Raw genomic sequence first — 26,934 nt, 5'->3', positions numbered from 1 at the left:
GGAGGGGGTCTAGTCGGTGGCCGCCGTCCAGCCCGCCGCCGTGATCCGCGCGGCGTCCGCCGAACGCGACTCGTCGAAGAGGACGCCGCTGCCCGAGTCCACCCGTACCCCGTCGACGTAGGTGCCCCGCCCCACGTACTGCCGATCCGTCGAGTACCGCCAGCGGATCATCAGTCCGGTGGCCCGGGGCAGTTCGGCGCCGAGCCGGTGCCAGACGCGCCCCGACCAGCCGGTGATCGCGCCGGTGGGATGGTCCTGCGGGGCGTCGTCGCCGTGCGTGGTGGTGAAGGGGAGCGGCTGCCATGTGGAGCCCTCGTCCGTGGATGTCTCCAGGATGAGGACGTCGGACCGGGGTTCGGTGTCCCACCACAGGGCGCAGCACAGTCGGGGCCGGTCGGCAGTGGAGGTGTCCAGGGGCGGGAGGGCGAGGGTGGCGGTGGTGGAGGTCGTCATGCCGGAGAACCAGGCGGTGCGGCCGTGGGCCGGGCGTACCGGGACGGCTCGGGCGAGGTGGTTGGCAGCGGTCACGCGGGGTGCGGAGCCGGAGCGCCACGTGCGCACCGGGTGGACGGAGTTGGCGAGGACGACGAGGAAGGAGTCGGTCGTCGGGTCGAGGACGAGGGAGGTGCCGGTGAAGCCGGTGTGGCCGGCCGTGCGCGGGGTGGCCATCGCGCCCATGTACCAGTGCTGGTACAGCTCGAAGCCGAGCCCGTGCGCATGGCCGGGGAAGGCGGTGTTGAAGTCGGTGAACATCAGGTCCACCGACTTGGGCTCCAGGACGCGGGTGCCGCCGTACACACCGCCGTCGAGGAGGGTGCGGCCGAGGACGGCCAGGTCCCAGGCGCAGGAGAAGACACCGGCGTGGCCCGCGACCCCGCCGAGCGCGTAGGCGTTCTCGTCGTGGACCTCGCCCCAGACCAGCCCGCGATCGAGGCCCGACCAGGGCGCACGGGCGTCCTCGGTCGCCGCGATCCGCGGCTTCCAGGAGGCGGGCGGATTGAAACGGGTGCGGTGCATCCCGAGTGGAGCGGTGATCTCGTCGTGGAGCAGGCGCTCCAGCCCGAGACCGGTGATCTGTTCGAGCACCAGCTGCAGCGAGATCAGATTCAGATCGGAGTACAGATACGCCTTACCCGGTGGGTTCACGGGCGCCTCGTCCCAGATGAGCCGCAGCTTCCCCTCGTACGACGGCTCCTCGTACAGCGGAAGCCAGGCCCGGAACCCCGAGGTGTGCGTGAGCAACTCCCGCACGGTGACGTCCTGCTTCCCCGCACGCCCGAACTCCGGCAGATACGAGGCGACCTTCCCCTCCAGCTCCAGCGCCCCGCGCTCGATCTGCTGAACGACGAGGATCGAGGTGAAGAGCTTGGAGACGGAGGCCAGGTCGAACACGGTGTCCTCGGCCATCGCGATCTGCCGCTCCACCGGAAACTCCACCCCGACATCGGCCTCCTCGTCATACGCCGAGTACCGCACGGCCTGCCCGAGAGCCCGATGCAACGCGACGATCCCACCCCGCCCGGCGAGCACCACGACCCCCGCGTACCAGGGATACGAGGGAGAGGGCCGAAGAAACCCCTCAGCCCCCTCGACCAGCCGCTCCAGATGCTCCACCAACAGCCCCGCCTGCGCGGCCGATCCACGACGCAACATGAACAAATAGTCTCCCAGCCCCACCGAAGGGCCGCAGGCCGAATGAAGGGCCGCAGGCCCCAATGAGTGGCGTGCATCGTGAAATCGCAGGTCACGGGTCTGGTGTGGGTGACGATTCGGGTACTCGTGCCGATCGGCGGCTGATGTCTATGCCGTAGACCATCGGGTAAACTCGACGATGCCGGTCCGTACGCCGACCCGGCGGTGATCATCGGCTACAAGGCCCCTCGCAATCGGCCCCTGACCCGTGGTCGGAAACTGTCCGACAAAGGCACTGGCTGCGGTGCGGGCCCCTGGTAGGGCACGGCTTCGCTCATCTCAAGGCCATCTGACGTGCAGTTTTCACGATGCACCGTGCTCAATGGGGTAACGGCGCTCCAACAAGGGTGCCGGCGGACCGGGTTCGTGCTGTGTGGATTCTCCGGCCCCCTCCGCCATCGCGCGCCAGTAGGCGGCCGAGGCGATGTCGCCGCGGATCTCGTGCAGTCGGGCCATCTGGCGGGCTGCGTACGCGTCGCCACCGCGTGCCGAGTGTTCCCACAGCTCTTGTGCGTCCGAGATCTCACCGCGCGCCGCGAGCAGCGAGCCCAGTGAGCAGGTGGCCGGTACGCTGCCCTGCCGGGCCGCGGCTACCAGTAGCTCTTCGGCCGCCTCAGTGCGACCGGCCTGAAGCATCCGCTGGCCCACCGCTGCCTGGGCCTGGAAGACCCCGGCCTCGGCCGCCCGGTCCATCCAGACATCGGCCGTGGCCTGCTCGTGGCGCTGCTCGTAGAGGACCGCGAGGTTGTACATCGCAAGAGGCAGGCCGAGCTCGGCCGCGAGCAGCCACAAGGGGTAGGCCCGCTCCGGATTCCCCGCCTGCTGGTAGAACGCCCCGAGGTTGTAGGCGGCTTCGGCGTTGCCTTCCATCGCAGGGCGACGGAAGAGCCTCTCGGCGAGGTCCGTGTCGCCCTCCATCAGCCGGGCGAGGACTCCTTCCTCCGTCAGCGTCTCTTCCTCCGGGCCCTGCCCGGCCTCCTCGGCTCTCCGCTTGCTGCGTACGACGGCAAGGTAGCGGGTGGACTCCCTGTCGCCCATGTCTGCCGCACGGGTCAGCCACTTCTCGGCCTCGGCCAGGTCACCGCGGTGATAGGCGCGTACACCTACCCCTCGCATGCCCTCCGGCTCCCCTTGTTCGGCCGCCTTGCGCCACCACTTCTCGGCCTCGACCATGTCGTCGCGCATCTCTGCCTCGGCAGCGAGGTTGGCCGTGGCCTTGCTTGCGCCCGTCTCCGACGCCCGGCGCCACAGCTCACGTGCCCCGGCGGCATCTCCGCTCTCGATCCGTCGAATCCCGAGGTCGGTCATCGCGTGCGGGTGACCGAGATCAGCCGCCAACTCCAAGTGCCGCAGAGCATCCTGTGAATCGTTGCGGGCAACTGCCGTCTGCCAGGCGCGGAATGCCTCTTCGGCACGGTGGGATGGACGCATCTGTCCATCCTGCTCGACCACCGCGCTCGAACGCCAGAGCCCGCCAGTCGGGTCTGTACGGTCTTCGGTTGATCGACCGGCCGCGCGGGCGGTCTGCGGCCGACCGGTGAGGGCGCACTGCTGCGGCAGCTGACCAAGGGCGTGCTGGAGTCCTCTCTCGAAGGCGAGATCACCGACCACCTCTGCCGTGAGAAGCACGATCCGGCCGGTGCCGGCAGTGGCAACAGACGTGACGGGGCCTGGTCCAAGACAGTGCTGACCGACGTCGGCCCGGTGGAGTGCACGGTGCCGCGTGACCGCGACGGCAGCCGCGAGCCGCAGATCGTCAAGGAGAGGCAGCGGCGGCCGACCGGCGTCGACGAGATGGTCCTGCCGCTGTCCGCGCGGGGTCTGACGCACGGTGACGCGCCCGGGTCGAGCACGGCTTCGCCCACCCGAAGAACCGGAAGGTCCCGGGCAAGGTCCGCACCGACCCGGCCTTGGCGACCACGCTCGTCAGGGCCCTGCCGGACCTGACGGACCGTGAAATCGCCCGCTGACCGATGATCTACACCGAAGGCATCCGCCCGCGACCAGCCACACACGGCCCGCAGTCGCCCACCCACCCAACACCCCCTCCCCATAGGCGCCCCACCCCCAGTCATCCCAAAATCTGACGGTGCATCAGAAAACCCCTTCCCTCGTCCGGAGGACTGATGCATGCTGCCCCCATGCAGACCCAGCTGAGCAAAAAACTGGGCGTCGAGCACGCCATCTTCGGCTTCACCCCGTTCCCCGCCGTCGCCGCGGCCATCAGCCGGGCCGGCGGTTTCGGAGTGCTCGGCGCGGTCCGCTACACAGCCCCCGACGACCTCAAACGCGACCTCGACTGGATAGAGGCCCACGTCGACGGCAAGCCGTACGGCCTGGACGTGGTGATGCCGGCCAAGAAGGTGGAGGGCGTCACAGAAGCCGACGTGGAGGCGATGATCCCCGAGGGCCACCGCCAGTTCGTGTCGGACACCCTCGCCAAGTACGGCGTGCCCGAACTCGCCGAGGGCGAGGCCTCCGGCTGGCGCATCACCGGCTGGATGGAACAGGTCGCCCGCACCCAGCTGGACGTCGCCTTCGACTACCCCATCCGGCTGCTCGCGAACGCGTTGGGCTCACCGCCCGCCGACGTCATCGACCGCGCCCATGAGCACGACGTCCTCGTCGCGGCCCTCGCCGGTAGCGCCCGTCATGCCCGTAAGCACGCCGACGCCGGGATCGACATCGTCGTGGCCCAGGGGTACGAGGCCGGTGGACACACCGGTGATATCGCCTCGATGGTGCTGACGCCCGAAGTCGTGGACGCCGTCGACCCGTTGCCCGTGCTGGCCGCCGGAGGCATCGGCAGCGGGCAGCAGATCGCCGCCGCCCTCGCCCTCGGAGCCCAGGGCGTCTGGCTCGGCTCGCTCTGGCTGACCACCACCGAGGCCGAACTCCCCTCGCCCAGGCTGATCGAGAAACTGCTCGCCGCGGGCTCCGGCGACACCGTCCGCTCCCGCGCGCTCACCGGTAAACCCGCACGCCAGCTCCGTACCGAATGGACCGACGCCTGGGACGACCCCGCCGGACCCGGCGCCCTGCCCATGCCCCTGCAAGGACTGCTCGTCGCCGAGGCGGTCTCGCGCATCCAGAAGTACGAGGTGGAGCCGCTGCTCGGTACCCCGGTCGGGCAGATCGTCGGCCGGATGAACAGCGAACGCAGCGTCCAGGCCGTCTTCGACGACCTCACCCGAGGCTTCGGGCGAGCCGTCGACCGCGTCAACCGGATCGCCGGAAGGAGCGAGGAACAGTGAGCCAAGCGCCCCAAGGCTTCTGGGCCGAGGCCACCGCCGACCCCGACCGGCCGGTGCTCGTCGCGCCGGACGGCGAGGAGTGGACCGCCGGTCGTCTGCACGCCGCCGCCAACCGTCTCGTCCATGGACTGCGCGCCGCCGGACTCGAACGCGGTGACGCTTTCGCGGTCGTCCTCCCCAACGGCGTCGAGTTCTTCACCGCCCACCTCGCCGCCACCCAGGCCGGCCTCTACCTCGTCCCCGTCAACCACCACTTCGTGGCCCCCGAGATCGCCTGGATCGTCGCCGACTCCGGCGCCAAGGTGCTCATCGCGCACGAGAGGTTCGCCGAGCCCGCGCGGCAGGCCGCCGACGAGGCCGGGCTGCCCGCCGACCACCGTTACGCGGTCGGCGGCATCGACGGCTTCCGCCCGTACGCCGAACTCCTCGACGGACAGCCCGAGTCGGCGCCCGAGGACCGCACGCTCGGCTGGGTCATGAACTACACCTCGGGTACGACGGGCCGCCCGCGCGGTATCCGCCGCCCGCTGCCCGGCAAGCTCCCCGAGGAGTCGTACCTCGGCGGCTTCCTCGGCATCTTCGGCATCAGGCCGTACGACGACAACGTCCATCTGGTGTGTTCACCGCTGTACCACACGGCCGTACTGCAGTTCGCGAGCGCGTCGCTGCACATCGGGCACCGCCTCGTCCTCATGGACAAGTGGACGCCCGAGGAGATGCTCCGCCTCATCGACACCCACCGCTGTACGCACACCCATATGGTTCCCACCCAGTTCCACCGGCTGCTGGCGCTGCCCGAGGACATACGCGCCCGCTACGACGTGTCGTCGATGCGGCACGCCATCCACGGCGCCGCCCCCTGCCCGGACCACGTGAAGCGGGCCATGATCGAGTGGTGGGGCGAGAGTGTCGAGGAGTACTACGCGGCCAGCGAGGGCGGCGGCGCGTTCGCCACCGCCGAGGACTGGATGAAGAAGCCCGGCACGGTCGGCAAGGCCTGGCCCATCAGCGAACTCGCCGTCTTCGACGACGACGGCAACCGGCTGCCGCCCGGTGAACTCGGCACCGTCTATATGAAGATGAGCACCGGCGGCTTCGCCTACCACAAGGATGAGACGAAGACGAGGAAGAACCGCATCGGCGACTTCTTCACCGTCGGCGACCTGGGCTACCTCGACGAGGACGGCTATCTCTTCCTCCGGGACCGCAAGATCGATCTGATCATCTCCGGCGGGGTCAACATCTACCCCGCCGAGATCGAGTCCGCCCTGCTCACCCACCCCGCCGTGGCCGACGCCGCCGCCTTCGGCATCCCGCACGACGACTGGGGCGAGCAGGTCAAGGCCGTCGTCGAACCCGCCCCCGGCTTCGCCCCGGGGCCCGTACTGGCCGAGGAGATCCTCGCGCACTGCGCCCGCGAACTCGCCGGATACAAACGCCCGAGGAGCGTCGACTTCATCGGGGCCATGCCCCGCGACCCCAACGGCAAGCTGTACAAGCGGAGGCTGCGCGAGCCGTACTGGGAGGGCCGGGAGCGGCCCGTGTGACCGGAGCCGCCGACCAGCTGGGTACCGGACGCGCGTGAGCGTCAGGGCTTGCGCGCGACCCCGCCCACCGCGATGACCTCGCTCGATCGCGGGCCCTCCGACGGATCGGGCCGCCAGTCGTTCAGCGGGACGACGCCCGGGGCCAGCAGCTCCAACCCCTCGAAGAACCCGGCGAGTTGCTCGGGGCTGCGCAGGTGGTAGGGGACCGCGCCGCTCTCGTTGTACTGGCGGGTGGCCTCGGCGTTGGCCTTGTGGGTGTCCACGCTGTCGTTGAAGGCGAACCAACTGCCGGAAGGGAGCGCGTCCACCAGCGCGCCGACGATCGCCCGCGCCCGGTCGTAGTCCGCGATATGCCCGCTGACCTGCATCAGCGTCAACGCGACCGGCCGGCTGAGATCCAGGGTCCGGGCCGCCTCCCGCAGCACCGTCGCCGGGTCGTGGAGGTCGGAGTCGATGTAGTCGGTGGCGCCCTCGGGAGTGCTGGTGAGCAGGGCGCGGGCATGGGTCAGGACCAACGGGTCGTTGTCCACGTAGACGACCCGTGCGTCGGGGGCCACCCGCTGGGCGATCTGATGGGTGTTGTCGGCGGTCGGAAGCCTGGTGCCGATGTCGAGGAACTGCCGTATCCCCGCCTCACCGGCCAGGAATCGCACCGCCCGGCCGAGGAACGCCCGCGAGTCACGGGCCAGATCGGTGATGCCGGGGAACACCGCGCGGAACGCGTCGCCCGCCTCGTGGTCGACCGGGTAGTTGTCCTTGCCACCCAGCCAGTAGTTCCAGATCCGGGCCGAGTGCGGCACGCTCGTGTCGATCTTGGTGATCGCTTCCGTCTCCGGGACAGCCGAGTCCTGCGCCACCGCGCGACCTCCTCCTGAGGGATTGTCATACGCCAACGGCATGGTGTCGCCCCCGACGGGACGGCACCACACTCCTTCGCTCATTGGCCGAGGATGACTCATCGGCCCACGAGGACTTATCGGCCGAGGACGACCCCGCTCATTGGCTCACTCGCACCACCTTCAGCGTCGGCGAGGTCAGAATGTCCTTCTCACAGAAGCGGGACGTCACCCACCCCTCCCGCGCGTACAGCCGCGTCTGGTCGAGATGGTGCGGCGAGTTCGGGTTGGAGGACTGGGAGTACGTCAGCAGGGTCCGGGCCACCGGGCAGCCGCTGCCGTCCCAGCCCACGGCCTGGATATGGCTGGAACCCGACGGCACCCCGACATAGCCGCCGCCGGCCGGGTTCCACGGCGCCTCGATCTTGTTCCAGACACCGAGCGACTCGGTGCCGCAATGGATCGCAATGCGCTCGTCGCCCCGCACGACGAACTGGTGGTCGCCGAGCCTCGCGTCCAGAGCGATGCCCGCCGTACGCAGCTCCGTCACCGCGTCGGCGAGCGCCTTGGCGAAGCCGGGGGCGGCCGTGTTCAGCGTGTTCGGCGTGTTGACCGGGTCGGCCGCCGAGAACGGCACCTTCCACAGCTGCGCGTTCGGCACGGCACGGATCAGCGCCCGCCAGAACCGGTCGTAGAGCAGCGCGCCCCGGCTGTCCGTGTCCATGGCCCGGTCCCACACCTTGAGGACCCCGCACGCCTCGGACACATCGACGGCCTTGCCGTCGCTCCCCGTCGCCGTACCGCCCGGCAGCGCGGCACACGCCTCGGCCACGTCCTCCACGGCGAGATCGGCCGCGGGCACCCGGTTCGCGAACTGCTGCCGCTGCAGATCCCTTACGGTCAGATGGCCCTTGTCGGCCATCGCCGTCACGTCCTCGATCGCACCGCGCGTCCGCATCCCCCGTTGCGTCCCGAGGTTGCCGAAGACGCGCTCGTACCCGGTGAGCGGCTGGTCCGCGCTGGTCAGCCACGCGCTTTCGTTGGAGTTCTCCGCGTACGGCGCGTCCTTGAGCGTCGGCATCCTCGCCGGGCCGAAGATCCCCGGCTGTACGGCGTCGGGGTCGCTGCCGAGCGCGCAGTCGCCGCGCGAGCCGTCCAGCACGGCGAGACCCGAGGCCGGATAGGTGGCCTTCCCCAGCGGGGTCGAGCAACGGGCCGCCAGCTCGTCGGTGATCCGGGGCACCACCTGCGACTGGGTGAACAGGGTGTGCCCGGCGGAGTCGGCGGCGACCGTGTTCACCCAGGGCAGGCCCTGATGCCGCTCCAGGGTCCTGACGACGTCCGCCGTGCCGCGCGACTCGGCGAAGCCGAGGGAGGTGTCCGCGAAGCGCAGGTTCGACGCGTTCGGGTCGGCCAGCGCGTACGCCGTGCCGGTCGTCCAGGGCAGCGGCAGATCACCGCCGAGCGAGGTGACGACCGGGCCGTAACGGGTCCACCACTGGGTGCGGGTGACCGGGCTGCCGTCCTTCACGGCGACGGTGACGGTCCGCTTCGTCATCCGCTCCGGCTCGCCGTCCACGAGATACGTCGTCGGGTCGGCCGGGTCCAGCGTCAGCTGATGGACGTTCATGGGGACACCGGTCGAGACCGTATGGCTCCACGCCACCTTGGAGTTGAACCCGATCTGGGTGATCGGCGAGCCGAGCAGCGCGCCACCCGAGACGTTCAGCTCACCGGGGATCGTCTGCTGGGACTGCCAGAAGCGGCGGCCCCCGGCCCACGGGTAGTGCGGGTTGCCCAGCAGCAGTCCGCTGCCGCTCGCCGTGGTGTCACCCCGGAAGGCGACCGCGTTGGAGCCCATGTCCGCGTTCGCGGCGCCGAAGAGTTCGCTCGCGGCACGCGCGGCGGCCTTCGCGTCCGGGGGCGAGACGTCCTCGGCGGCGACCCCGTCCGAGGCCGCGGTCCCGTCCGAGGCCGCGGTCCCCTCGGAGGCGGCGGCCCCGGAGGCGGCGGCCCCGGAGGCGGACGGCGACTGGGCGGTGGCCGGCGGCTGAGCCGTGGTGATCGCGTCCACCAGGCGCCCCTCGCCGCCGAGCACGGCCAGGGCGTACATGCGGGAGAACGCGTCGAGTGCCGTGACCGGTCGTACCCAGGCGGCCCCCGCGCACGCCGGGTCGGTGATCCGGTTCTGCTTCAGCCAGGCGTTGTAACCGGCCGTCCAGCCCCGCATCAGCTCCTTGACCTCACGACTCGGCCCGAGCGGCGCGGGCTGGTCCAGCAGCCGCTCCACGGTTCCGGTGTCCCGGACGCCCTGGAAGTACAGGTCGCTCGTGAGGTTCGTCCGCGCCGAGGAGAGCGAGAAGTCGGTCCCGGCGTCCGGCCCGAAGAAGCGGGAACGCTCACCCCGTACGGTCGCGAAGCCGTCGGCGAGCACACACACCTGGTAGGCGGCCTGCGCCCAACCGGTGCCGAAGCCGAGGTTCGCGTAGTCCTTCGCGACGATGTGCGGAATGCCGTACTCGGTATAGCGGATCGTGGCGGACAGACCGCCGTGGGACGGGCGTTGCCCGCTGTCCCGGTCGCTGTCGGCGGCCGTGGCCGCGGGCAGTGCCGTCGAGGCGGTGAGCAGGGCGACGGCCGAGACGACGAGCTGTCTCAGACGGGTGCGCATGGTGCCTCCCAAACTGTGCGTCGATCTTCGCTCTGATTGACTCGTGCACCGGGGCTCGAAGTTGAACACTTTCGCGCCATGAGCACCGGATTCCGGGCACGCGCACGGCATGCTTGGCTCAGCGGACGAAAGGGCGGCGGACGAAAGGGCGGCGGACGAATGCGCGGCGGACGAAAGGGCGGCGGAAGATGACGGCTGGACGCAGTGTGACGGTCGACGGGGTACTGCGGCGCAGCGCCCGGCGGACCCCCGCCCGCGTGGCCGTCCGCTACGACGAACGGGCCTGGACGTACGCAGAGTTGGAGGACGCCGTCTCCCGCGCCGCCCGCGTGCTGCGCGACACCGGACTCCGGCCCGGCGACCGGGTCGCCGCCTACGGCCACAACTCCGACGCCTATCTGATCGCCTTCCTGGCCGCCGCCCGCGCGGGCCTGGTCCATGTCCCGGTCAACCAGAACCTCACCGGCGACGACCTGACGTACATCCTCGACCAGTCCGGCAGCACCCTCGTCCTCACCGACCCCGACCTCGCCGACAACCTCCCCGAGGGCCCGCGCACCCTCCCGCTGCGCGACGCCGACGACTCACTGCTCGCCCGGCTCGCCGACACGGACCCGTACGACGGCGAGGAACCCAAGGCCGAGGACCTGGCCCAACTCCTCTACACCTCCGGCACGACCGCGCTCCCCAAGGGCGCGATGATGACGCACCGGGCGCTGGTGCACGAGTACCTCAGCGCGATCACCGCCCTCGACCTCTCGGCCGGCGACCGCCCGGTGCACTCCCTCCCGCTGTACCACTCCGCGCAGATGCATGTCTTCCTGGTGCCGTATCTCGCGGCGGGCGCCACGAACACCATCCTCGCCGCACCCGACGGCGACCGGATCTTCGACCTCATCGAGGCGGGTGAGGCGGACAGCCTCTTCGCCCCGCCCACGGTCTGGATCGCCCTCGCGGGCCGCCCCGACTTCGCCACCCGCGACCTCAGCGGCCTGCGCAAGGCGTACTACGGGGCGTCGATCATGCCGGTACCCGTCCTGGAACGCCTCAAGGAACGCCTGCCGAAGCTCGCCTTCCACAACTGCTTCGGACAGAGCGAGATCGGCCCGCTGTCGATGGTCCTCGGACCCTACGAGCACAAGGGCCGGATGGACTCCTGCGGGCGTCCCGTGATGTTCGTCGAGGCCAAGCTCGTGGACGAGAAGGGCGACGACGTGCCCGACGGCACGCCCGGCGAGATCGTCTACCAGTCGCCGCAGCTCTGCGAGGGCTACTGGGACAAGCCCGAGGAGACCGCCGAGGCCTTCCGCGACGGCTGGTTCCACTCCGGGGACCTGGCCGTGCGCGACGCCGAGGGCTTCTTCACGATCGTCGACCGTGTCAAGGACGTCATCAACTCCGGCGGTGTCCTCATCGCCTCCCGCCAGGTCGAGGACGCCCTCTACACCCACGACCGGGTCGCCGAGGTCGCCGTCATCGCGCTCCCCGACGACCACTGGATCGAGGCCGTCACCGCGGTCGTCGTCCCCCGGGGCGAGGTCACCGAGGCCGAGCTGATCGCCCACGCCCGCGAGCAGCTGCCGCACTTCAAGGCCCCGAAGAAGGTCCTGTTCGTCGACGAACTCCCGCGCAACGCCAGCGGCAAGATCCTCAAGCGGGAGCTGAGGGACCGTTTCGCCGAGCCCGGGGATCAGCCGTCCGCCGCCACCGCCACCGACCGGGCCCAGCGGTAGTCCGCCTTGCCGCTGGGGGAGCGCTGGACGGTGTCGGTGAGGACCAGCTGGCGGGGGATCTTGTAGCCGGCGAGGCGGGTGCGGCAGTGGGTCTGGATGTCCTCCAGGGTCGGACGGGACGCGCCCTCGCGCAGCTGGACGACGGCCGCGACATGGTTGCCCCAGCGGGCGTCCGGCACCCCGGCGACCAGCGCGTCGTACACATCCGGGTGCGCCTTGAGCGCCTGCTCCACCTCCTCCGGATACACCTTCTCGCCCCCGGTGTTGATGCACTGCGACCCCCGGCCGAGCACCGTGACGACGCCCTCCTCGTCCACGGTCGCCATGTCACCGAGCAGCACCCACCGCGCGCCGTCCTTCTCGAAGAAGGTCTCGGCGGTTTTCGCGGGGTCGTTGTAGTAGCCGAGCGGTACATGACCGCGCTGGGCGACCCGGCCCGGCACACCCACCGGGACCGGCTCGTACGTCGCCGGGTCCACCACCTGCGTACGGGAGTTGACGCGGATACGGAAACCGTCGCCCGCCCCGGAGTCCTCCGTCGCCGTACCGTTGAAGCCTGACTCCGACGAACCGAAGTTGTTCAGCAGCATCGCGTTCGGCACCAGCGCCTGGAACTGCCGCCGCACGGTCTCCGACATGATCGCCCCGGACGACGACACACTGAACAGCGACGAGCAGTCCGTGCCCTTCATCGGGCCGCCCAGCGCGTCGATCAGCGGGCGCAGCATCGCGTCGCCCACCAGCGACACACTGGTGACCTGCTCCCGCTCGATCGTCCGCAGCACCTCGTCCGGCACGAACTTGCGGTGGATCACCACCCGTTGGCCGAAGTTGAACCCGATGAACGCCGTGAGTGTGGACGTGCCGTGCATCAGCGGGGCCGTGGGGAAGAAGGTGATCCCGTCGCCCCTGGCCGCGACCCGCCCGGCCAGCTCCTCCGGTGCCTTCACCGGCTCCCCGGTCGGCGCACCACCGCCCAACCCCGAGAAGAACAGGTCCTCCTGACGCCACATCACACCTTTGGGCATCCCCGTCGTCCCACCGGTGTAGATGATGAACTGATCGTCCCCGGAGCGCGCCGCGAACCCCCGCTCGGGGGAGCCGGACGCCTCGGCCTCGCCGAACTCCACGACGTTCGGCGGTCCTTCCGCCGCAGTGGCCCCCACCCGCACCAGATGCCGTAGCTTCTCCGTCCTCGGCAACGCCTTCGCCACCCGCTCGGTGAACTCGGCGTCGAAGACCAGCCCCACCAGATCGGCGTCGCGGTAGAGGTAGACCAACTCCTCCTCGACATACCGGTAGTTGACGTTCACCGGTACGAGCCGCGCCTTGAGGCAGCCCAGCGCGGTCTGCAGATACTCCACCCCGTTGTAGAGGTGCAGCCCGACATGCTCGCCGGGCCGTATCCCGCTGTCGAGCAGATGATGGCCGATGCGGTTCGCCGCCGCGTCCAACTCGGCATAGGTGAGGCGGCGTTCGGCACCCGTCCCCGGGATGTCGAGATACGCGAGGGCCGCCCGGTCCGGGACCACGTCGACGACCGACTCGAACAGGTCGGCAAGGTTGTACTCCACCGTGCTCCTCCTGACCTCGCTGCCCTTCGGCGCCCGTCAGTGCCTCTCGGTTGTGCCGGTCATCAGAGCAAAGGGCGCCACAACTGTGAAGGGTCCGCGCACCAGAAATCTGACTGTCTGTCAGAAAACCCTTGAAGTGCCGCCCCGCCTACTGCAACCTGTTCTCGTTTCCTGCGGAGGGAGGACACCCGATGGGTGGCACCGAACACCTCACCCAGCGCCGAGAAGGCGCCACGCTGGTGCTCACGCTCAACCGGCCCGAGGCCAAGAACGCGCTCTCACTGCCCATGCTCGTCGGCCTCTACGACGGCTGGATCGCCGCCGACGAGGACGACTCGATCCGCTCGGTCGTCTTCACCGGCGCCGGCGGTTCCTTCTGCGCCGGCATGGACCTCAAGGCCCTGGCCGGCGACACGGGGATGGTGGGCCAGGAGTACCGCGACCGGCTGAAGGCCGACCCCGATCTGCACTGGAAGGCGATGCTCCGCCACCACCGGCCGCGCAAGCCGGTGATCGCCGCGGTCGAGGGGTACTGCGTGGCCGGCGGCACCGAGATGCTGCAGGGCACGGACATCCGTGTCGCGGGCGAGTCCGCGACGTTCGGGCTCTTCGAGGTGCGGCGGGGATTGTTCCCGATCGGCGGTTCGACGGTTCGCCTGCAGCGGCAGATTCCTCGTACCCATGCGTTGGAGATGTTGCTCACCGGGCGGGCGTACAGCGCGCGGGAGGCCGCGGGGATCGGGCTGATCGGGCATGTCGTGCCTGATGGCGCCGCCCTTGCCAAGGCGCTGGAGATCGCCGAGCAGATCAACGCGTGTGGGCCGTTGGCCGTGGAGGCGGTGAAGGCTTCCGTGTATGAGACCGCCGAGATGAGCGAGGCGGAGGGGTTGGCTGCTGAGTTGAAGCGGGGGTGGCCGGTTTTCGATACGGATGATGCCCGGGAAGGGGCTCGGGCCTTTGCTGAGAAGCGGGTGCCTGTTTTCAAGCGAGTGTAGGTGCTCCGCAGGGGGGTGTGTTTCGGCTGCGGGTTGTCCGTGGCTGGTCGCGCCCACGCGGCGGAGCCGCACATTGACACAGCCCCGCGCCCCCAAATGGGGGCGCTGCAGTGGCCCGAATCCAAGGAGGAAACCCCCTATGCCCGCCATCCTCAAAGCGCCCCTCACCATTGAGTTTCCCTTCACCCGGTCCCTCGGGCCCGTGCAGAGCGCGTTTCTCACCGGCCTACGCGAGCGCGTGATCCTCGGCGTCCGTACCCGCGACGGCCGTGTCCTCGTACCCCCCGTCGAGTACGACCCCGTCACCGCCGACGAGATACGCGACCTCGTCGAAGTCGCGCCCACCGGTAACGTCACCACCTGGGCCTGGAACCACGCCCCGCGCCGGGGGCAGCCCCTCGGCACCCCCTTCGCCTGGGTTCTCGTACGGCTCGATGGCGCCGACACCGCCCTCCTCCACGCCCTCGACGCCCCCGGCCCCGATGCCGTACGCACCGGCATGCGCGTCCGGGTTCGCTGGGCCGAGGAACGGTCCGGTGCCATCACCGACATCGCCTGCTTCGAGCCGTACGACGGAGAACCGGCCGAACCGGCCGGCCACAGCGGTGAGTTCGAGGACCCGGTCACCGGCATCGTCGCCCTCGCCCGCCTCGACTACACCTACTCGCCCGGCCGCGCCCAGACCGGGTACATCCACTCCCTGGCCGAGCGGCGGATCGTCGGTGAGCGTTGCCCGTCCTGTCGGAAGGTGTACGTGCCGCCGCGTGGCGCCTGCCCGACCTGCGGGGTCGCCACGGCCGAGGAGGTGGAGGTCGGGCCGCGCGGGACCGTCACCACCTACTGCATCGTCAACATCAAGGCTGCTCATACGGCGAATCTCGACATCGAAGTGCCCTACGTCTACGCCCATATCGCCCTCGACGGCGCCGACCTCGCCCTGCACGGCCGGATCGCCGGCATCCCGTACGACCAGGTGCGCATGGGACTGCGGGTCGAGCCCGTGTGGACGGAAGGCGCCCGCTACCCCGACCACTACCGGCCCACCGGCGAACCCGACGCCGAGTACGACACGTACAGGGAGTCGCTGTGAACCGGGACATCGCCGTCGTCGCCTTCGCCCAGACCGACCACCGGCGCACCAGCGAAGAGGTCTCCGAGGTGGAGATGCTCCTGCCGGTGCTGCACGAAGTGCTGGAGCGGACCGGGCTGAAGACCTCCGACATCGGCTTCACCTGCTCCGGGTCCAGCGACTACCTCGCCGGGCGCGCCTTCTCCTTCACCCTCGCCCTCGACGGTGTCGGCGCCTGGCCGCCGATCTCCGAGTCGCATGTGGAGATGGACGGGGCCTGGGCGCTCTACGAGGCATGGGTGAAGCTCCAGACGGGGGACGCCGACACCGCCCTCGTCTACGCCTACGGCAAGTCCTCGCCAGGCTCGGTGCGGGACGTCCTGACCCGGCAACTCGACCCGTACTACATCGCGCCCCTGTGGCCCGACTCGGTCGCCCTCGCCGCCCTCCAGGCCCAGGCCCTCATCGACAAGGGGGAGGTCGACGAGCCCGCGCTGGCGGCGGTGGGGGCGCGGAGCCGTACGGCAGCCGCCGCCAACTCCCATGCGCAGCTGAGGGGTCCGGTGCAGCAGGGGGAGTACCTCGTACGGCCGTTGCGGACCGGGGACTGCCCGCCCATCGGGGACGGGGCCGCCGCCGTGGTGCTCGCGGCGGGGGAGCGGGCCCGGGAACTGTGCGAGCGGCCCGCCTGGATTCGCGGCATCGACCATCGCATCGAGGCCCATGGCATCGGCGTACGGGATCTCACCGACTCGCCGTCCACCCGGCTGGCCGCCGAGCGGGCCGGGGTCTTCGAACGGCCCGTGGACACCGCCGAGTTGCATGCGCCGTTCAGCGCGCAGGAGATGATTCTGCGCGAGGCGCTGCGGCTCGACGACCACGTGGCGGTGAACCCGTCGGGCGGGGCCCTGGCCGCGAACCCGGTCATGGCCGCCGGGCTCATCCGGATCGGAGAGGCCGCGGCGCGTATCCATCGAGGCGAGTCCGACCGGGCCCTCGCCCACGCCACCTCCGGGCCCTGTCTGCAGCAGAACCTGGTCGCCGTACTCGAAGGGAGTCCGCGATGAGCAAGGAGCCCGTGGCCGTCGTAGGCATCGGCCAGACCAAGCATGTCGCGGCCCGGCGGGACGTCTCGATCGCCGGGCTGGTGCGCGAGGCGGCCCAACGGGCCCTGGCGGACGCCGAGTTGACGTGGGCCGACATCGAGGCCGTCGTCATCGGCAAGGCGCCCGACTTCTTCGAGGGCCTGATGATGCCCGAGCTGTATCTCGCCGACGCGCTCGGCGCGGTGGGCAAGCCGATGATGCGGGTGCACACGGCGGGCTCCGTCGGCGGCTCGACCGCGCTGGTCGCCGCGAGCCTGGTCGCGGCCCGCATCCACGGCACCGTGCTGACGTTGGCCTTCGAGAAGCAGTCCGAGTCGAACGCCATGTGGGGCCTGTCCCTGCCGATCCCCTTCCAGCAGCCGCTGCTCGCCGGGGCCGGCGGCTTCTTCGCCCCGCACGTCCGGGCGTACATGCGACGCAGCGGCGCCCCCGACACCGTCGGCTCCCTCGTCGCGTACAAGAACCGCCGCAACGCCCTCAAGAACCCCTACGCGCACCTCCATGAGCACGACATCACCCTGGAGAAGGTCCAGAACTCGCCCATGCTGTGGGACCCGATCCGCTACTCGGAGACCTGCCCGTCCTCGGACGGGGCGGTCGCCATGGTCCTCACCGACCGCACGGGCGCGGCCCGCGCGCCCCGGCCCCCCGCGTGGATGCACGGGGGCGCGATGCGCAGTGAACCGACCCTGTTCGCCGGCAAGGACTCCGTGTCGCCGCGCGCCGGACGGGACTGCGCGGCCGATGTGTACCGGCAGGCGGGCATCGCCGATCCACGCCGCGAGATCGACGCGGTGGAGATGTACGTCCCCTTCTCCTGGTACGAACCGATGTGGCTGGAAAACCTCGGTTTCGCCGCCGAGGGGGAGGGCTGGAAGCTCACCGAGTCCGGGGTCACCGAACTCGACGGGGACCTTCCCGTCGACATGTCCGGCGGGGTGCTGTCCACCAACCCCATCGGCGCGTCCGGGATGATCCGGTTCGCGGAGGCCGCGCTCCAGGTGCGCGGGCTGGCCGGAGAACACCAGGTGGAAGGGGCTCGGCGGGTCCTCGGACACGCCTACGGCGGGGGATCGCAGTTCTTCGCCATGTGGCTGGTCGGCGCCGAACCGCCCACCTCCTGAACCTCCTCCTCACGTGGCCTGTCGGCGGCGGTGAGCGATCGCTAGTCTGGCGGGCGGACGACGAACCGGGAGGAGCACGGACGTGGCCGAGAGCACCATGGAACAACAGCGATCGCTCGACGGCTGGCACAAGCCGGCGGACCTGGACCTCAGCAACGCGGAGTGGAGGTCGGGCAGCCAAGGACGGGGAGACGTCCAGATCGCCTTCGTCGAGGGCTTCATCGCCATGCGCAACAGCGGCCGCCCCGAGTCACCCTCGCTGATCTTCACCCCCGCCGAGTGGGGCGCCTTCGTATCGGGGGCCCGGGAGGGCGAGTTCGACCTGACCTGAGCGGCCGTACCGACCTTGGCGGCCATGCCGACCTGAGCGGTCGTACGGGGGTTCCGTCGGCGGAGGACCGGAGCCGCCCGCCGACGGAGACCCCCGGCCGACCCGGAGTCGGCGGTCCGGGCCTCAGCGGAGGGTGACCTCGCGGGGGCCGTTGTAGGGGGCGAGGGACAGCACGGTCCCGGGGGTCCGCAGCTCGTCGCGGCCCTCGAACAGCTCGCGGGTCGCGTCGAACGGCACCTCATCGCCCACCACCGCGGCGACCTCGTCGTACAACTCACGTACCGGATCGGTGAGTTGGCGACCCGCCTCGATCTCCGCGGCCTGTGTACCCTCCGTACCCCAGATGTCCCACAGCAGCGTCTCGACCTTGTTGAGCGCCGCGAGATCGAGTCGGACATTGCCCGCCACGAACCACTCCCCGTTCAGCGGGCCCTCCTGGGGCGGGTGGAGACCGAAGGTCAGCGGGTCCACCTCACCCGCCCGAATGGCCCGCCACGCCTTGCCGGCGACGAGGAACCGATCGCGGGGCACGGCCAGCGGGTCGAAGTCGATGCCATGGGTGTCCGCGATCAACGGCTCCATCAGCTGGGCGTCGGCGAACAGCCACCCCCGCCGCGGGTCCCAGTACTGGGTGACCACGTGATCGCAGTGGAATCCGTCATCGCCGAAGTAGTCGGCGAAGCCCGACCGCAGCCGTGCCGGCACCCCCGCGTGCCGCAGCAGCGAGCAGTGCAGCAGGGAGAAGTCCCGGCATACTCCGACGAAACGGTCCCCGGGTTCACGGCGCCGCGACAGCGGTGAGCCGTTCCGGTCGACCACGATCCGCAGGATGTCGTCGAGGTAGCGCGTCTCGGCGTCGTTGTGCAGCCGGTCCCGCGGAGTGGTGTAGCCGAAGGTGCCGCCCTCGCCCCGATGGATCATCAGATCCCTTGCGATGCGGGCGAGTTGGGCCGGATCGGCCGGCAGTCCGTCGTAGAGCGGGGCGAGGTCCCCCGGGTTGGTGAAGGCGCTCTGTGCGGAGTAGAAGGCGGCGACGTCCGGTGCGAGGCGCACGGATGGCATGGCAGAACCCCCAGAGTGAATCGGCCACGCGTTCGAATTGCGGGCCGGTTCGCCTCACCGTGCCAAAATTCACCGCCAATTGTCCACAATTCGCGCTGCCGGAGCGGAACTTGGGGAACGAACGGTCGCGGAGGGGCACCCCGATGGGCTGTCAGGCCTGTTCGCCGAAGCCGTCGAGGAGGAGACCCGCGGTCTTCTCCGCGCCGTCGGTGCGGATGGCCGTCGCCAACTCCTTTGCCGCGGAGGCGGTCCGGGGCGTCAGGGCCGTGGCCAGGGCGGCCGACAGAGACTCCACGGTCGGGACCGGGCCGTCGTGGGCCGCGCCGATGCCCAGGGCGGCCACCCGGCCCGCCCAGTACGGCTGGTCCACGAGCTGGGGAACCACCACCTGGGGCACACCCGCCCTCGCCGCCGTCGTGGTCGTGCCCGCCCCTCCGTGGTGGACGACGGCGGCCACGCGCGGGAACAGCGCCTGATGGTTCGCCTCCCCCACGGCCAGGCAGTCGACCTGGTCGTCGATCAACGCCAGGTCGGCCCAGCCCCGGGAGACGAGCACACGGCGGCCCTGGGCGCGTACCGCCTCGATGGCCACCCGGGCGGCGTCGGACGAACCCTGCAGGGCCATGCTGCCGAACCCCACGTACACCGGTGCCTCCCCGGCCTGGAGGAAGGCCTCGACGTCAGTGGGCAGGGGGCGTTCGTCCGGCTGGACCCAGACGCCGGTCTGTACGACATCGAGGTCCGCCGGCTCCCGCCACGGTCCGAGCACCGGGTCCGCGGCCAGCAAGGGCCGACCGGTGATCGCGTAGTCGCGCACGCTGTCCAGGGGCGGCAGCCCCACCTCCTTCCTGAAGGCGGTGAGTCCGGGCCCGTAGACCGCGTTCTGGCGCTCGACGTCCAGGTCCCACAGCGTCCGGTTGTCGGTGACGCCCTCGGGGAGGGGACGGCCGGGCAGCGGGTACGGCGGGTGGTGCGGCGACGGCAGCATGCCGGGGAAGTAGGACACGTACGCGAACCGCGTCCCCAGCTTCTCGGCCGCCGTCCTGGACCCGGCCACCGCCGGGAACAGACCGGTCGCGACCACCGTGTCCGCTTCCCCGGCGGCCTGGGTCACCGCCTCGTACTGCGCGGCGGCCACCATCGCCACCCGCTCGGTCATGGAGGGCGCGGCCGTGGACCCCGCCCCGGCCGCCAGCGCGCGGATCGACAGCCGGACCGGCACCATCTCCACCCCGACGCCGGCCAGCCGCTCGGCGAACTCCGCGTCCTCGGGAGCGCACACCCGCACCCCGGCCCCGAGACGCCGCAGCGCGATCGCCAGCGCCGCCATCGGCTCGACATCCCCGCGCGATCCGTACGACGACAACACCACTCGCATGTGACGGTTCCCCTTCGTCCGATCAATCAACGGTCGCTGATTCTGCGCCCTCGCCAGGGCCTTGCCGCAAGGCCCCTCACGCGCTGTACGTGGAGAGGCGCGAGACGCGGACATCAGTTCGCGGCCAGGTCGAGCTGGAACTCGCGCGTGCGCCGGTAGGCGCGGAAGCCCAGCTCCCGGTTGACCGCCAGCATATGGACGTTGTCCTCGGCGTTGTCGGTCTCGACCTCGGTGACAGCGGGGTGTTCGGCGCGCAGCCGGCGCACCATCGCCGCCTTCAGCCACAGCCCCAGACCGTGCCCGCGGTGCGCGGGCACGACGGCGGTGTCGTACTGCTGGGCCCGAGGCGATCCGTCCCCAGGGAGGACGACTTCGGTGTAGCCGGCCATGGCTCCGTCGCAGTGGAGGGCGGCGACGGTCAGGAGCGTGTCCCCGCGGCCCGCGACCACGCGGGCCATCTCGCGGACGCGGTCGGCGTCCCACTCGACGTGCCCGTAGTCCACATCGCCCATGGGCATGTCGTTCATCGCGTTCTTGGCCGAGGCGAAGGCCGTGGCGAGGTCGTCGGGGACCGTGCCGGTCCAGCCGGTGAGCCGGTAGCCGGGGTGTTCGGCGTCGGCAACGAGCCGGATCGCGTCCTCGTCCAGCCGGTCGAGCTCCAGGATCAGGTGGTCGAGGGTCAGGACCGGCTTGAAGCGCCACCGCTCGGCGAAGGCCTCACCCGGGCCGTCGGCGCCGGTCGCGACGACCAGGCTGCGCCGGTTCTCCGTACGGCAGGCGGCGACGACGGCCGACAGCAGACGGGAGCCGGTGCCTCGGCGGCGGTGTCCGGGGGCGACATGCAGTTCCAGCTCGGCCAGGTGCTCCTGGCCCGGCTGGGTGAACAGCCGCAGACCGGCGACGGCGACCGCGGTGCCGTCCTCGTCCGTCGCCAGCCAGGTCAGCCGCTGGCTGCCCAGCGCCGGCTTGGTGAGCCGGGCGTGGATCTGCCCGGGTCCGGGCTGCGGAACTCCCGGCAGATCGTGGGCCGTCGAGGCGGCGACGACCTGATGCCAGGCGGTGGTCTCGGCGACGGTGATGCGGTGGAGCGGGGTGATGTGCACGTGTGCGGCCAAGTCGGCGACTCCTGTGTCGGGCGGGATCGAGGTGATCGAGGTGATCGAGACGGTCAGGGTGATCGAGACGGTCGGGATGCTCAACTCCAGCGAAGGTAGATCCGGTTGACGGGCCCCCACATCGGTCGTCGTGACGTAATCCGACGCTGGAAGATCATGAACGTTAGGTAGGTTGACCGCATGTTGTACGGGCGGGGGACGGAACAGGACCGGATCGATCAGTTGCTCCTGCGTGCCCGAGAGGGCGAGAGCGGCGCGCTGGTGATCCACGGCGAAGCCGGAATAGGCAAGACGGCCCTGCTGGCCTACGCCTACGCGCACGCGAACGCGTACGACCCCGAGGCCGCCGGCCCCGCCCGCGTACTGCGGACCGTGGGTATCGAGTCGGAGATGGAACTGCCGTACGGCGGCCTGCACCAGCTGCTGCGGCCCATGACCGACCGACTCGACCGGCTCCCGGACCCACAGGCCGCCGCTCTGAAGGCGGCCCTGGGAGTCGCGGGCGGGTCGGTGAGCGACCGCTTCACCGTGGGCACGGCGGTGCTGGCGGCCCTCACGGAGGAGGTCGGCGGCGGCCCGCTCCTGTGTCTGATCGACGACGCGCAATGGCTGGACCAGGCATCGCTGGACGCCCTGACGTTCGCGGCGCGTCGGCTGCGCTCCGAGGGTGTGGTGATGCTGTTCGCCGTCCGCGACGGTGTTCCGGGCGGTCGGATCGCGGGCCTGCCGACGCTGCGGCTGAGCGGACTCGATGCCGGGGCGGTCGACGCGCTCCTCGCCGACCGGGCCGCCGATCTGTCGCCCTACGTGCGCGACCGGATCGTCGAGCAGGCGCAGGGCAATCCGCTGGCGCTGCTCGAACTGCCCGCGGCGCTCACCGAGGAACAGCGCGCGGGCCGGCTGAACCCGGTCACCCTGCCCGCCGGGCTGGCCTCGCCCGCCGGCCGCATCCAGGAATCCTTCCAGGAGCACATCCGCCGACTGCCCGACGCCACCCGGGCGATGCTGCTGGTGGCCGCCGCCGACGACACGGGCGACCTCGACCTCGTCCTGCGGGCCTCGGCCCGCTTCGGCGCGACGCCGGCGGACCTGGAGCCGGCCGAACGCGCCACGCTCGTTCAGCTCACCGAGCACACCCTGTCCTTCCGCCACCCCCTCATCAGATCGGCCACCTACCAGGACGCCGCCCTGGCACGCCGGCTCGCCGCCCACCAGGCGCTGGCCGACGCGCTGGAGGGCGCTTTGGGCGGTGACCGGCAGGCCGACCGCCGGGCCTGGCACCTGGCCGCCGCCACCACCGGGACGGACGAGACGGTCGCGGACGAGATGGTGGCCGCCGCGCAGCGGGCCGGCGGCCGACAGGGCACCGCCGCCGCGTCGGCCGCGTACGAACGCGCGGCGCAGCTCACGGGGGACCCGGCCAGACGCGCCCGGCTGCTGGCCGCGGGGGCCTTCACGGCGGCGGAGGCCGGGCGGTTCGCCCGTACGGCGGCCCTGACCGACCGGATCAACGCGCTCGCCCTCGACCCGGAGACGCTGGCCGACTTCGCCCGGGTTCGGGCCATCGTCGAACTGGACCGAGGAACACCGGGCGAGGCCACCCGCATCCTCCTCGCCTGCGCGGACCGGATCGGCACCGGCGGCGACCTCCCCGCCCTCCTCGCCGAGGCCGTCCAGGCAGCACACTCCTCCGGCGACCGCCACCTCCTCGCCGAGGTGGCCGCCCGCATCCCCGACACACCGGAGTACGCGGTGACGCGTGCGATGACGGCCCTGTCCACCGCCGAGGCGCCGAAGCCCCAGGCGACGGCGGGTGCAGCGCCGGCCGCCGCACTCCGGGCGGCGCCCGGCACGCGCGCCGCGCTCCGGGCGGCGGAGGACGCCCCGGACGGGGCCGACGTCCTGGGCACGGCCGGTCCCCTGGGTACGGCCGGCGCTCTGGGTACGGCCGACGTCCTGGGTACGGCTGGCGCCCTGGGTACGGCCGACGTCCTGAGCATGGCCGAGGCTCGGGGCATGGCCGACGCTCGGCGTACGGCAGACGCGCCGGCCTCAGCAGGTGTGCTGGCCGCAGCAGACGTGCCGGTCGTGGCGGGTGGCCCGGCGGCCGTTGCTCGGGGCGCAGTCGAGGCTCGGTGCATGGCGGACTCTTCGGCCGCAGCAGACGCGCCGACCGCGCCGGGCGGCCCGGTGGCCATGACGGCCACGGCGGCCACGGCCGTCCCGACGCCCACCGCCGACTTCGCCGAGCGGATCACCGCCGGTGTGCACGCCCAGCTGCTCGCCGACCACGGCACCGCGTACGAGATTGCCTCCGCATGCGTACGGGACTGCCGCGCCCAGGACGTGGTCGGCTGGCTCCACACCGCGCTGCACCTGCTCGCCGAGGCCCAACTGGCCCTGGGACGCTACGCCGAGGCACACATCGCCGCAGAAGAGGGCCTCGCCATCGCCGAGGAGTACGGCCGCGATCACCGGGGCACCTACCTGCGGGCCACCCTGGCGACTCTGGCCGCCCTGCGCGGCGACCAGGACCGGTGCACCGACCTCGCCGAGGCGGCCCTGAGGCATGCCGACGCCCACGGCATCGCGCTGGCCGCCGCCCACGCCCACCGGGCCCTCGGTCTGCTCGACCTCGGGCTCGGCGCCGCCGAGCGCGCGCTCGCCCACCTGGAGGCGGCGCGCGCCCGGATCGGCCATCCGGCGCTCTCCGCCTGGCTGTTGCCCGATCTCGTCGAGGCGGCGGTACGCGCCGGCCACCCGGACCGGGCCGCCGAGCCGATCGCCCGCCTCACCGACTGGGCGACGGCCTCGAACCGCCCCGCGGCGCTCGCACTGCTCCACCGCTGCCGCGCGCTGACCGGCCCCTTCGAGCAACCCGACGATGCCGAGCGGCACTTCGACGAAGCCCTGCGCCGGCACGACGAGACCTGCCACGATGCGGGCCGAAGCAGCGCGGGCCGAAACGGGGCAGGCCGAAACGGCCCGGGCCGAAACGACGCGGGCCATCCCTTCGAGCGAGCCCGTACCGAGCTGCTGTACGGCGAGTGGCTGCGCCGCGAGCGTCGTCGCACCGACGCCCGACACCACCTCCGCGTCGCCCTCGAAGCCTTCGAGAGCCTGGACGCCCGGCCCTGGGCCACCCGCGCCCGCACCGAACTCCAGGCCACCGGCGAGCAGTTCGGCCCGGACGACCGGGCGGACGCCCCGCTGGCCAGGCTCAGCCCCCAGGAACGCGAGGTCGTCCGGCTGGCCGCCACCGGCGCCACCAACCGCGAGATCGCCACCCAGCTCTTCCTGAGCCCCCGCACGGTCGGCCACCACCTCTACCGGGCCTTCCCCAAGCTCGGCATCACCTCCCGCACCGAACTCCCCCGGCTGCTGGGCCGGAACGCCGAAACCGACCGAGACCTCTGACCCTGCGTCCTGCGCACCCTGGCGCGGTGGCACCAGCCCGCAACACGGGTCGAGCCGGCGCCGACGCCCTAACGCTCCGAGCCGCCCGGCCGGGCCTCCGTGCCCTCCTCGCCCTCGCCCTCGCCCTCGGACGCGGCGGCCGGACGCAGGGCCTTGGTGCTGTCCTTCAGACGCTCCAGGGTGCGGGTCAGCTGCTGGAACGCGGACGGCGTCCGGGTCCCCGACGGCTGCTGTGGGGCGGGAGCCGCCTCGGCGGACGCGCGGTAGGCGGCGAGCGCCTCATGGGCCCGCTCCATCGCCTCCTTGTACAGATCCCGCGACTCGGTCATCGCCTCCAGCGCCTCGGCGTACCTCGCCACCCGCCTGCGCTCCCGGACGAGTTCCTCCTCGACCGTGAGCAGCTGCCACTCCTCCCGCAGCGCGGTGAGCGCGTCGCCGGCACCGTCCGGCAGCGGCCGGGGCAGCGCGGCGAACCGCGTCACCGCCGCGACGAGATCGCCCGGCTCCGAACCGTCCAGGAACACCGTGCGTACGGCGAACTCCTCGGCGTCATAGCCCTCGGGGGCCGGGACGCCTGGCAGCACCACCGCACCCCCGCGCGGCACCTCCACCCGGAACTCCCGCAGCGCCCAGTTCATGACCCGCAGCTGATGCGGCGCGGCCCGGTGTTCCACGACGCGATGGCGCAGGCTCGGCGCCAGCCATCGCGCGAGGGGCAGCCGGCCGCGCTCGTCCGTGGTCATCGCCTCGTGAATGACGACATGGACGCACCATCCGCCCCGCCCGGAGTCCCTGAACAGCCGCCGTATGTCCTTGTCGTCCTCGGGCAGGGCGTTGATCCTGCTCAGCGACAGGCCGGTGGCGGCGTCATGGTCCCAGTCGCCGTACTCCGGCCAGAACCGGGTGACGGGGGACGGCCACGCCGCGTCCCACGCCTGTTCCGCCTCGGCGAGAAGCGTCCACTCCCGCCCGCCGCCCGCGTCGGGGGCGAGGCCCAGCCGGGCACGTACGGTCACCTCGTCGGGGACGCGCCAACGGGCCTCGAAGACCCGCTCGGGGGAGTCGCCCCCTTCGTCCGGCACTTCCAGGAAGTCGTCGATGACCTGGCTGTCCTTGAGCTGCCGCAGAGTGCGACGCAGGACGTCCTCGGCGTCGGGGCCGACGTGACGGCCGCGAGCCGGCCACACGGTAGGAGGAGTCGCGGGACGGGCTGAGGGGGAGGTCGGCATGGGTCCATCGGGAAGCAGGGGCACGTGCGTACACCAGTATCGTTGCCGGTCCCGCCGGAGATCATTCGGGGTCCCCGGGAACGGACCCACCACGACCGGCCCCTAATGGATGACCGCCCGCCTATCATTAGCGCCATGGAGTACTCGACCGGCCCGGACGCGCGGCTCGCCCTCGATCTCGCCCTCACCATCCGCCACGACGGGAACGGCGGAATCACCGACGACCTCGCCGAGCCGCACGGACTGACGACCTGGGTCCACGGCCACGCGGACGTCCTGCCCGAGGCCGCCGATTTCGTCGCCGACGAGTCCGCCCTCACCGCCGTACGCGATCTCCGCGCCGCCGTCCGGGCCCTGTTCGCCCGTGCCGTCAGCCCCGACGAGCCCAGCCCGGCCGACGCCACCCGGCTGCTGCCCGTCCCCGAGGCCCTGGAGCGCCTCAACCGCGCCGCCGCCCTCGCCCCCACCGTCCCCGTACTGTCCTGGTCCCCGAGCGCCGACCCCGTAGTCCACCAGCAACCCGCGACCGGCGACGACCACCTCACCGCGGCCCTCGCCCGCGCCACCGTCGCCTTCCTCTCCGGCCCCGACCGCAACCGCCTCCGCGCCTGCCACGCCCCCCGCTGCGTCCGCTACTTCCTCAAGGACCACCCCCGCCAGGAATGGTGCAAACCCGCCTGCGGCAACCGAGCCCGAGTGGCCCGCCACCACAGCCGCCACAAGCAGTCCTCAGCTTCACAGCCAAGGGTCGGTGAGCCCACCTAAGGGGCGCGGGGCTGTGCTGATTTGCGGCTACCGCCG

The 26,934-nt window shown here is 71.4% G+C and carries 18 protein-coding genes and 1 pseudogene; 11 read left to right on the top strand and 8 right to left on the bottom strand.

Going from position 1 to position 26,934, the window contains the following annotated elements; translation table 11 throughout:
• Positions 1 to 9: 9 nt before the first annotated feature.
• Positions 10 to 1,653: a serine hydrolase gene (locus ACWD4G_RS21605; protein ID WP_451295737.1), complete on the bottom strand. Its 1,644-nt coding sequence runs from the start codon at positions 1,651 to 1,653 to the stop codon at positions 10 to 12.
• Between the two features lie 1,560 nt (positions 1,654 to 3,213).
• Between ACWD4G_RS21605 and ACWD4G_RS21600 the strand changes: the two are divergent.
• The 3 genes and pseudogenes from ACWD4G_RS21600 to ACWD4G_RS21590 form a co-directional block, all read left to right on the top strand.
• Positions 3,214 to 3,528 (top strand): annotated as a pseudogene (locus tag ACWD4G_RS21600) (transposase); the annotation flags it as partial.
• Positions 3,529 to 3,833: 305 nt separating this feature from the next.
• On the top strand, positions 3,834 to 4,946 hold the full coding sequence (locus ACWD4G_RS21595) for a nitronate monooxygenase (protein WP_451295735.1): 1,113 nt from the start codon (positions 3,834 to 3,836) through the stop codon (positions 4,944 to 4,946).
• Positions 4,943 to 6,493 (top strand): acyl-CoA synthetase, encoded by a 1,551-nt coding sequence (locus tag ACWD4G_RS21590; protein WP_451295733.1) that lies wholly within the window; start codon positions 4,943 to 4,945, stop codon positions 6,491 to 6,493. Before ACWD4G_RS21595 ends, ACWD4G_RS21590 begins: the two co-directional genes overlap by 4 nt.
• Before the next feature lie 41 nt (positions 6,494 to 6,534).
• Here the strand turns inward: ACWD4G_RS21590 and ACWD4G_RS21585 are convergent, their stop codons facing one another.
• Positions 6,535 to 7,350, bottom strand: a complete 816-nt coding sequence (locus ACWD4G_RS21585; RefSeq protein WP_451295731.1) for an SAM-dependent methyltransferase — start codon at positions 7,348 to 7,350, stop codon at positions 6,535 to 6,537.
• A 139-nt stretch (positions 7,351 to 7,489) separates the two neighbouring features.
• Positions 7,490 to 10,000: a penicillin acylase family protein gene (locus ACWD4G_RS21580; protein ID WP_451295729.1), complete on the bottom strand. Its 2,511-nt coding sequence runs from the start codon at positions 9,998 to 10,000 to the stop codon at positions 7,490 to 7,492.
• Between the two features lie 188 nt (positions 10,001 to 10,188).
• Between ACWD4G_RS21580 and ACWD4G_RS21575 the strand changes: the two genes are divergently transcribed.
• Positions 10,189 to 11,733, top strand: a complete 1,545-nt coding sequence (locus ACWD4G_RS21575; protein WP_451295727.1) for an acyl-CoA synthetase — start codon at positions 10,189 to 10,191, stop codon at positions 11,731 to 11,733.
• Here ACWD4G_RS21575 and ACWD4G_RS21570 read toward each other — a convergent pair.
• A complete protein-coding gene (locus ACWD4G_RS21570; protein WP_451295725.1) occupies positions 11,691 to 13,307 on the bottom strand; it encodes an acyl-CoA synthetase in 1,617 nt (538 codons plus the stop codon). The two genes, ACWD4G_RS21575 and ACWD4G_RS21570, sit on opposite strands and share 43 nt — an antisense overlap.
• Before the next feature lie 191 nt (positions 13,308 to 13,498).
• On the opposite strand from ACWD4G_RS21570, the gene ACWD4G_RS21565 reads away from it, so the two are divergent.
• From ACWD4G_RS21565 to ACWD4G_RS21545, 5 genes are all read left to right on the top strand, one after another.
• On the top strand, positions 13,499 to 14,302 hold the full coding sequence (locus ACWD4G_RS21565; RefSeq protein WP_451295723.1) for a crotonase/enoyl-CoA hydratase family protein: 804 nt from the start codon (positions 13,499 to 13,501) through the stop codon (positions 14,300 to 14,302).
• A gap of 139 nt (positions 14,303 to 14,441) precedes the next feature.
• Complete coding sequence (locus tag ACWD4G_RS21560) at positions 14,442 to 15,392, top strand: Zn-ribbon domain-containing OB-fold protein (protein WP_451295721.1); 951 nt, start codon at positions 14,442 to 14,444, stop codon at positions 15,390 to 15,392.
• The gene (locus ACWD4G_RS21555; protein ID WP_451295719.1) at positions 15,389 to 16,438 is read left to right on the top strand and encodes a thiolase domain-containing protein; all 1,050 of its coding nucleotides are present in this window, start codon (positions 15,389 to 15,391) and stop codon (positions 16,436 to 16,438) included. Before ACWD4G_RS21560 ends, ACWD4G_RS21555 begins: the two co-directional genes overlap by 4 nt.
• A complete protein-coding gene (locus ACWD4G_RS21550) occupies positions 16,435 to 17,601 on the top strand; it encodes a thiolase domain-containing protein (RefSeq protein ID WP_451295717.1) in 1,167 nt (388 codons plus the stop codon). The genes ACWD4G_RS21555 and ACWD4G_RS21550 overlap by 4 nt, the downstream gene beginning before the upstream one ends.
• A gap of 82 nt (positions 17,602 to 17,683) precedes the next feature.
• Positions 17,684 to 17,932: a DUF397 domain-containing protein gene (locus ACWD4G_RS21545; RefSeq protein WP_451295715.1), complete on the top strand. Its 249-nt coding sequence runs from the start codon at positions 17,684 to 17,686 to the stop codon at positions 17,930 to 17,932.
• A 123-nt stretch (positions 17,933 to 18,055) separates the two neighbouring features.
• Here ACWD4G_RS21545 and ACWD4G_RS21540 read toward each other — a convergent pair whose 3' ends face one another.
• The 3 genes from ACWD4G_RS21540 to ACWD4G_RS21530 all read right to left on the bottom strand — a co-directional run bounded on the left by ACWD4G_RS21540 (position 18,056) and on the right by ACWD4G_RS21530 (position 21,571).
• Positions 18,056 to 18,994 carry a transglutaminase-like domain-containing protein gene (locus tag ACWD4G_RS21540; RefSeq protein ID WP_451295713.1) on the bottom strand — a complete coding sequence of 313 codons (939 nt, stop codon included), beginning with the start codon at positions 18,992 to 18,994 and terminating at the stop codon, positions 18,056 to 18,058.
• A 151-nt stretch (positions 18,995 to 19,145) separates the two neighbouring features.
• Positions 19,146 to 20,372, bottom strand: coding sequence for a glycosyltransferase (locus tag ACWD4G_RS21535; RefSeq protein WP_451295711.1), 1,227 nt, complete (start codon positions 20,370 to 20,372; stop codon positions 19,146 to 19,148).
• A 113-nt stretch (positions 20,373 to 20,485) separates the two neighbouring features.
• On the bottom strand, positions 20,486 to 21,571 hold the full coding sequence (locus tag ACWD4G_RS21530) for a GNAT family N-acetyltransferase (protein ID WP_451295709.1): 1,086 nt from the start codon (positions 21,569 to 21,571) through the stop codon (positions 20,486 to 20,488).
• A 96-nt stretch (positions 21,572 to 21,667) separates the two neighbouring features.
• On the opposite strand from ACWD4G_RS21530, the gene ACWD4G_RS21525 reads away from it, so the two are divergent.
• The gene (locus tag ACWD4G_RS21525) at positions 21,668 to 24,904 is read left to right on the top strand and encodes an AAA family ATPase (RefSeq protein ID WP_451295707.1); all 3,237 of its coding nucleotides are present in this window, start codon (positions 21,668 to 21,670) and stop codon (positions 24,902 to 24,904) included.
• Between the two features lie 68 nt (positions 24,905 to 24,972).
• On the opposite strand, the gene ACWD4G_RS21520 is transcribed toward ACWD4G_RS21525, so the two are convergent.
• Positions 24,973 to 26,091 (bottom strand): hypothetical protein, encoded by a 1,119-nt coding sequence (locus tag ACWD4G_RS21520; protein WP_451295705.1) that lies wholly within the window; start codon positions 26,089 to 26,091, stop codon positions 24,973 to 24,975.
• Positions 26,092 to 26,268: 177 nt separating this feature from the next.
• On the opposite strand from ACWD4G_RS21520, the gene ACWD4G_RS21515 reads away from it, so the two are divergent.
• A complete protein-coding gene (locus ACWD4G_RS21515; protein WP_451295703.1) occupies positions 26,269 to 26,898 on the top strand; it encodes a CGNR zinc finger domain-containing protein in 630 nt (209 codons plus the stop codon).
• The last annotated feature ends 36 nt before the right edge of the window (positions 26,899 to 26,934 follow it).

This window comes from Streptomyces sp. NPDC002643 (genome assembly GCF_053592555.1).
The sequence above is the reverse complement of the archived record's forward strand: the minus strand, read 5'-3'. Positions and strand labels throughout refer to the sequence as shown.

Excerpts from the sequence above, each read along its gene's own strand:
- ACWD4G_RS21550 (WP_451295717.1), top strand. The coding sequence starts at position 16,435 with ATGAGCAAGGAGCCCGTGGCCGTCGTAGGCATCGGCCAGACCAAGCAT.
- ACWD4G_RS21565 (WP_451295723.1), top strand. The coding sequence starts at position 13,499 with ATGGGTGGCACCGAACACCTCACCCAGCGCCGAGAAGGCGCCACGCTG.
- ACWD4G_RS21540 (WP_451295713.1), bottom strand. The coding sequence starts at position 18,994 with ATGCCATCCGTGCGCCTCGCACCGGACGTCGCCGCCTTCTACTCCGCA.
- ACWD4G_RS21560 (WP_451295721.1), top strand. The coding sequence starts at position 14,442 with ATGCCCGCCATCCTCAAAGCGCCCCTCACCATTGAGTTTCCCTTCACC.
- ACWD4G_RS21595 (WP_451295735.1), top strand. The coding sequence starts at position 3,834 with ATGCAGACCCAGCTGAGCAAAAAACTGGGCGTCGAGCACGCCATCTTC.
- ACWD4G_RS21605 (WP_451295737.1), bottom strand. The coding sequence starts at position 1,653 with ATGTTGCGTCGTGGATCGGCCGCGCAGGCGGGGCTGTTGGTGGAGCAT.
- ACWD4G_RS21535 (WP_451295711.1), bottom strand. The coding sequence starts at position 20,372 with ATGCGAGTGGTGTTGTCGTCGTACGGATCGCGCGGGGATGTCGAGCCG.
- ACWD4G_RS21575 (WP_451295727.1), top strand. The coding sequence starts at position 10,189 with ATGACGGCTGGACGCAGTGTGACGGTCGACGGGGTACTGCGGCGCAGC.
- ACWD4G_RS21525 (WP_451295707.1), top strand. The coding sequence starts at position 21,668 with ATGTTGTACGGGCGGGGGACGGAACAGGACCGGATCGATCAGTTGCTC.
- ACWD4G_RS21580 (WP_451295729.1), bottom strand. The coding sequence starts at position 10,000 with ATGCGCACCCGTCTGAGACAGCTCGTCGTCTCGGCCGTCGCCCTGCTC.
- ACWD4G_RS21515 (WP_451295703.1), top strand. The coding sequence starts at position 26,269 with ATGGAGTACTCGACCGGCCCGGACGCGCGGCTCGCCCTCGATCTCGCC.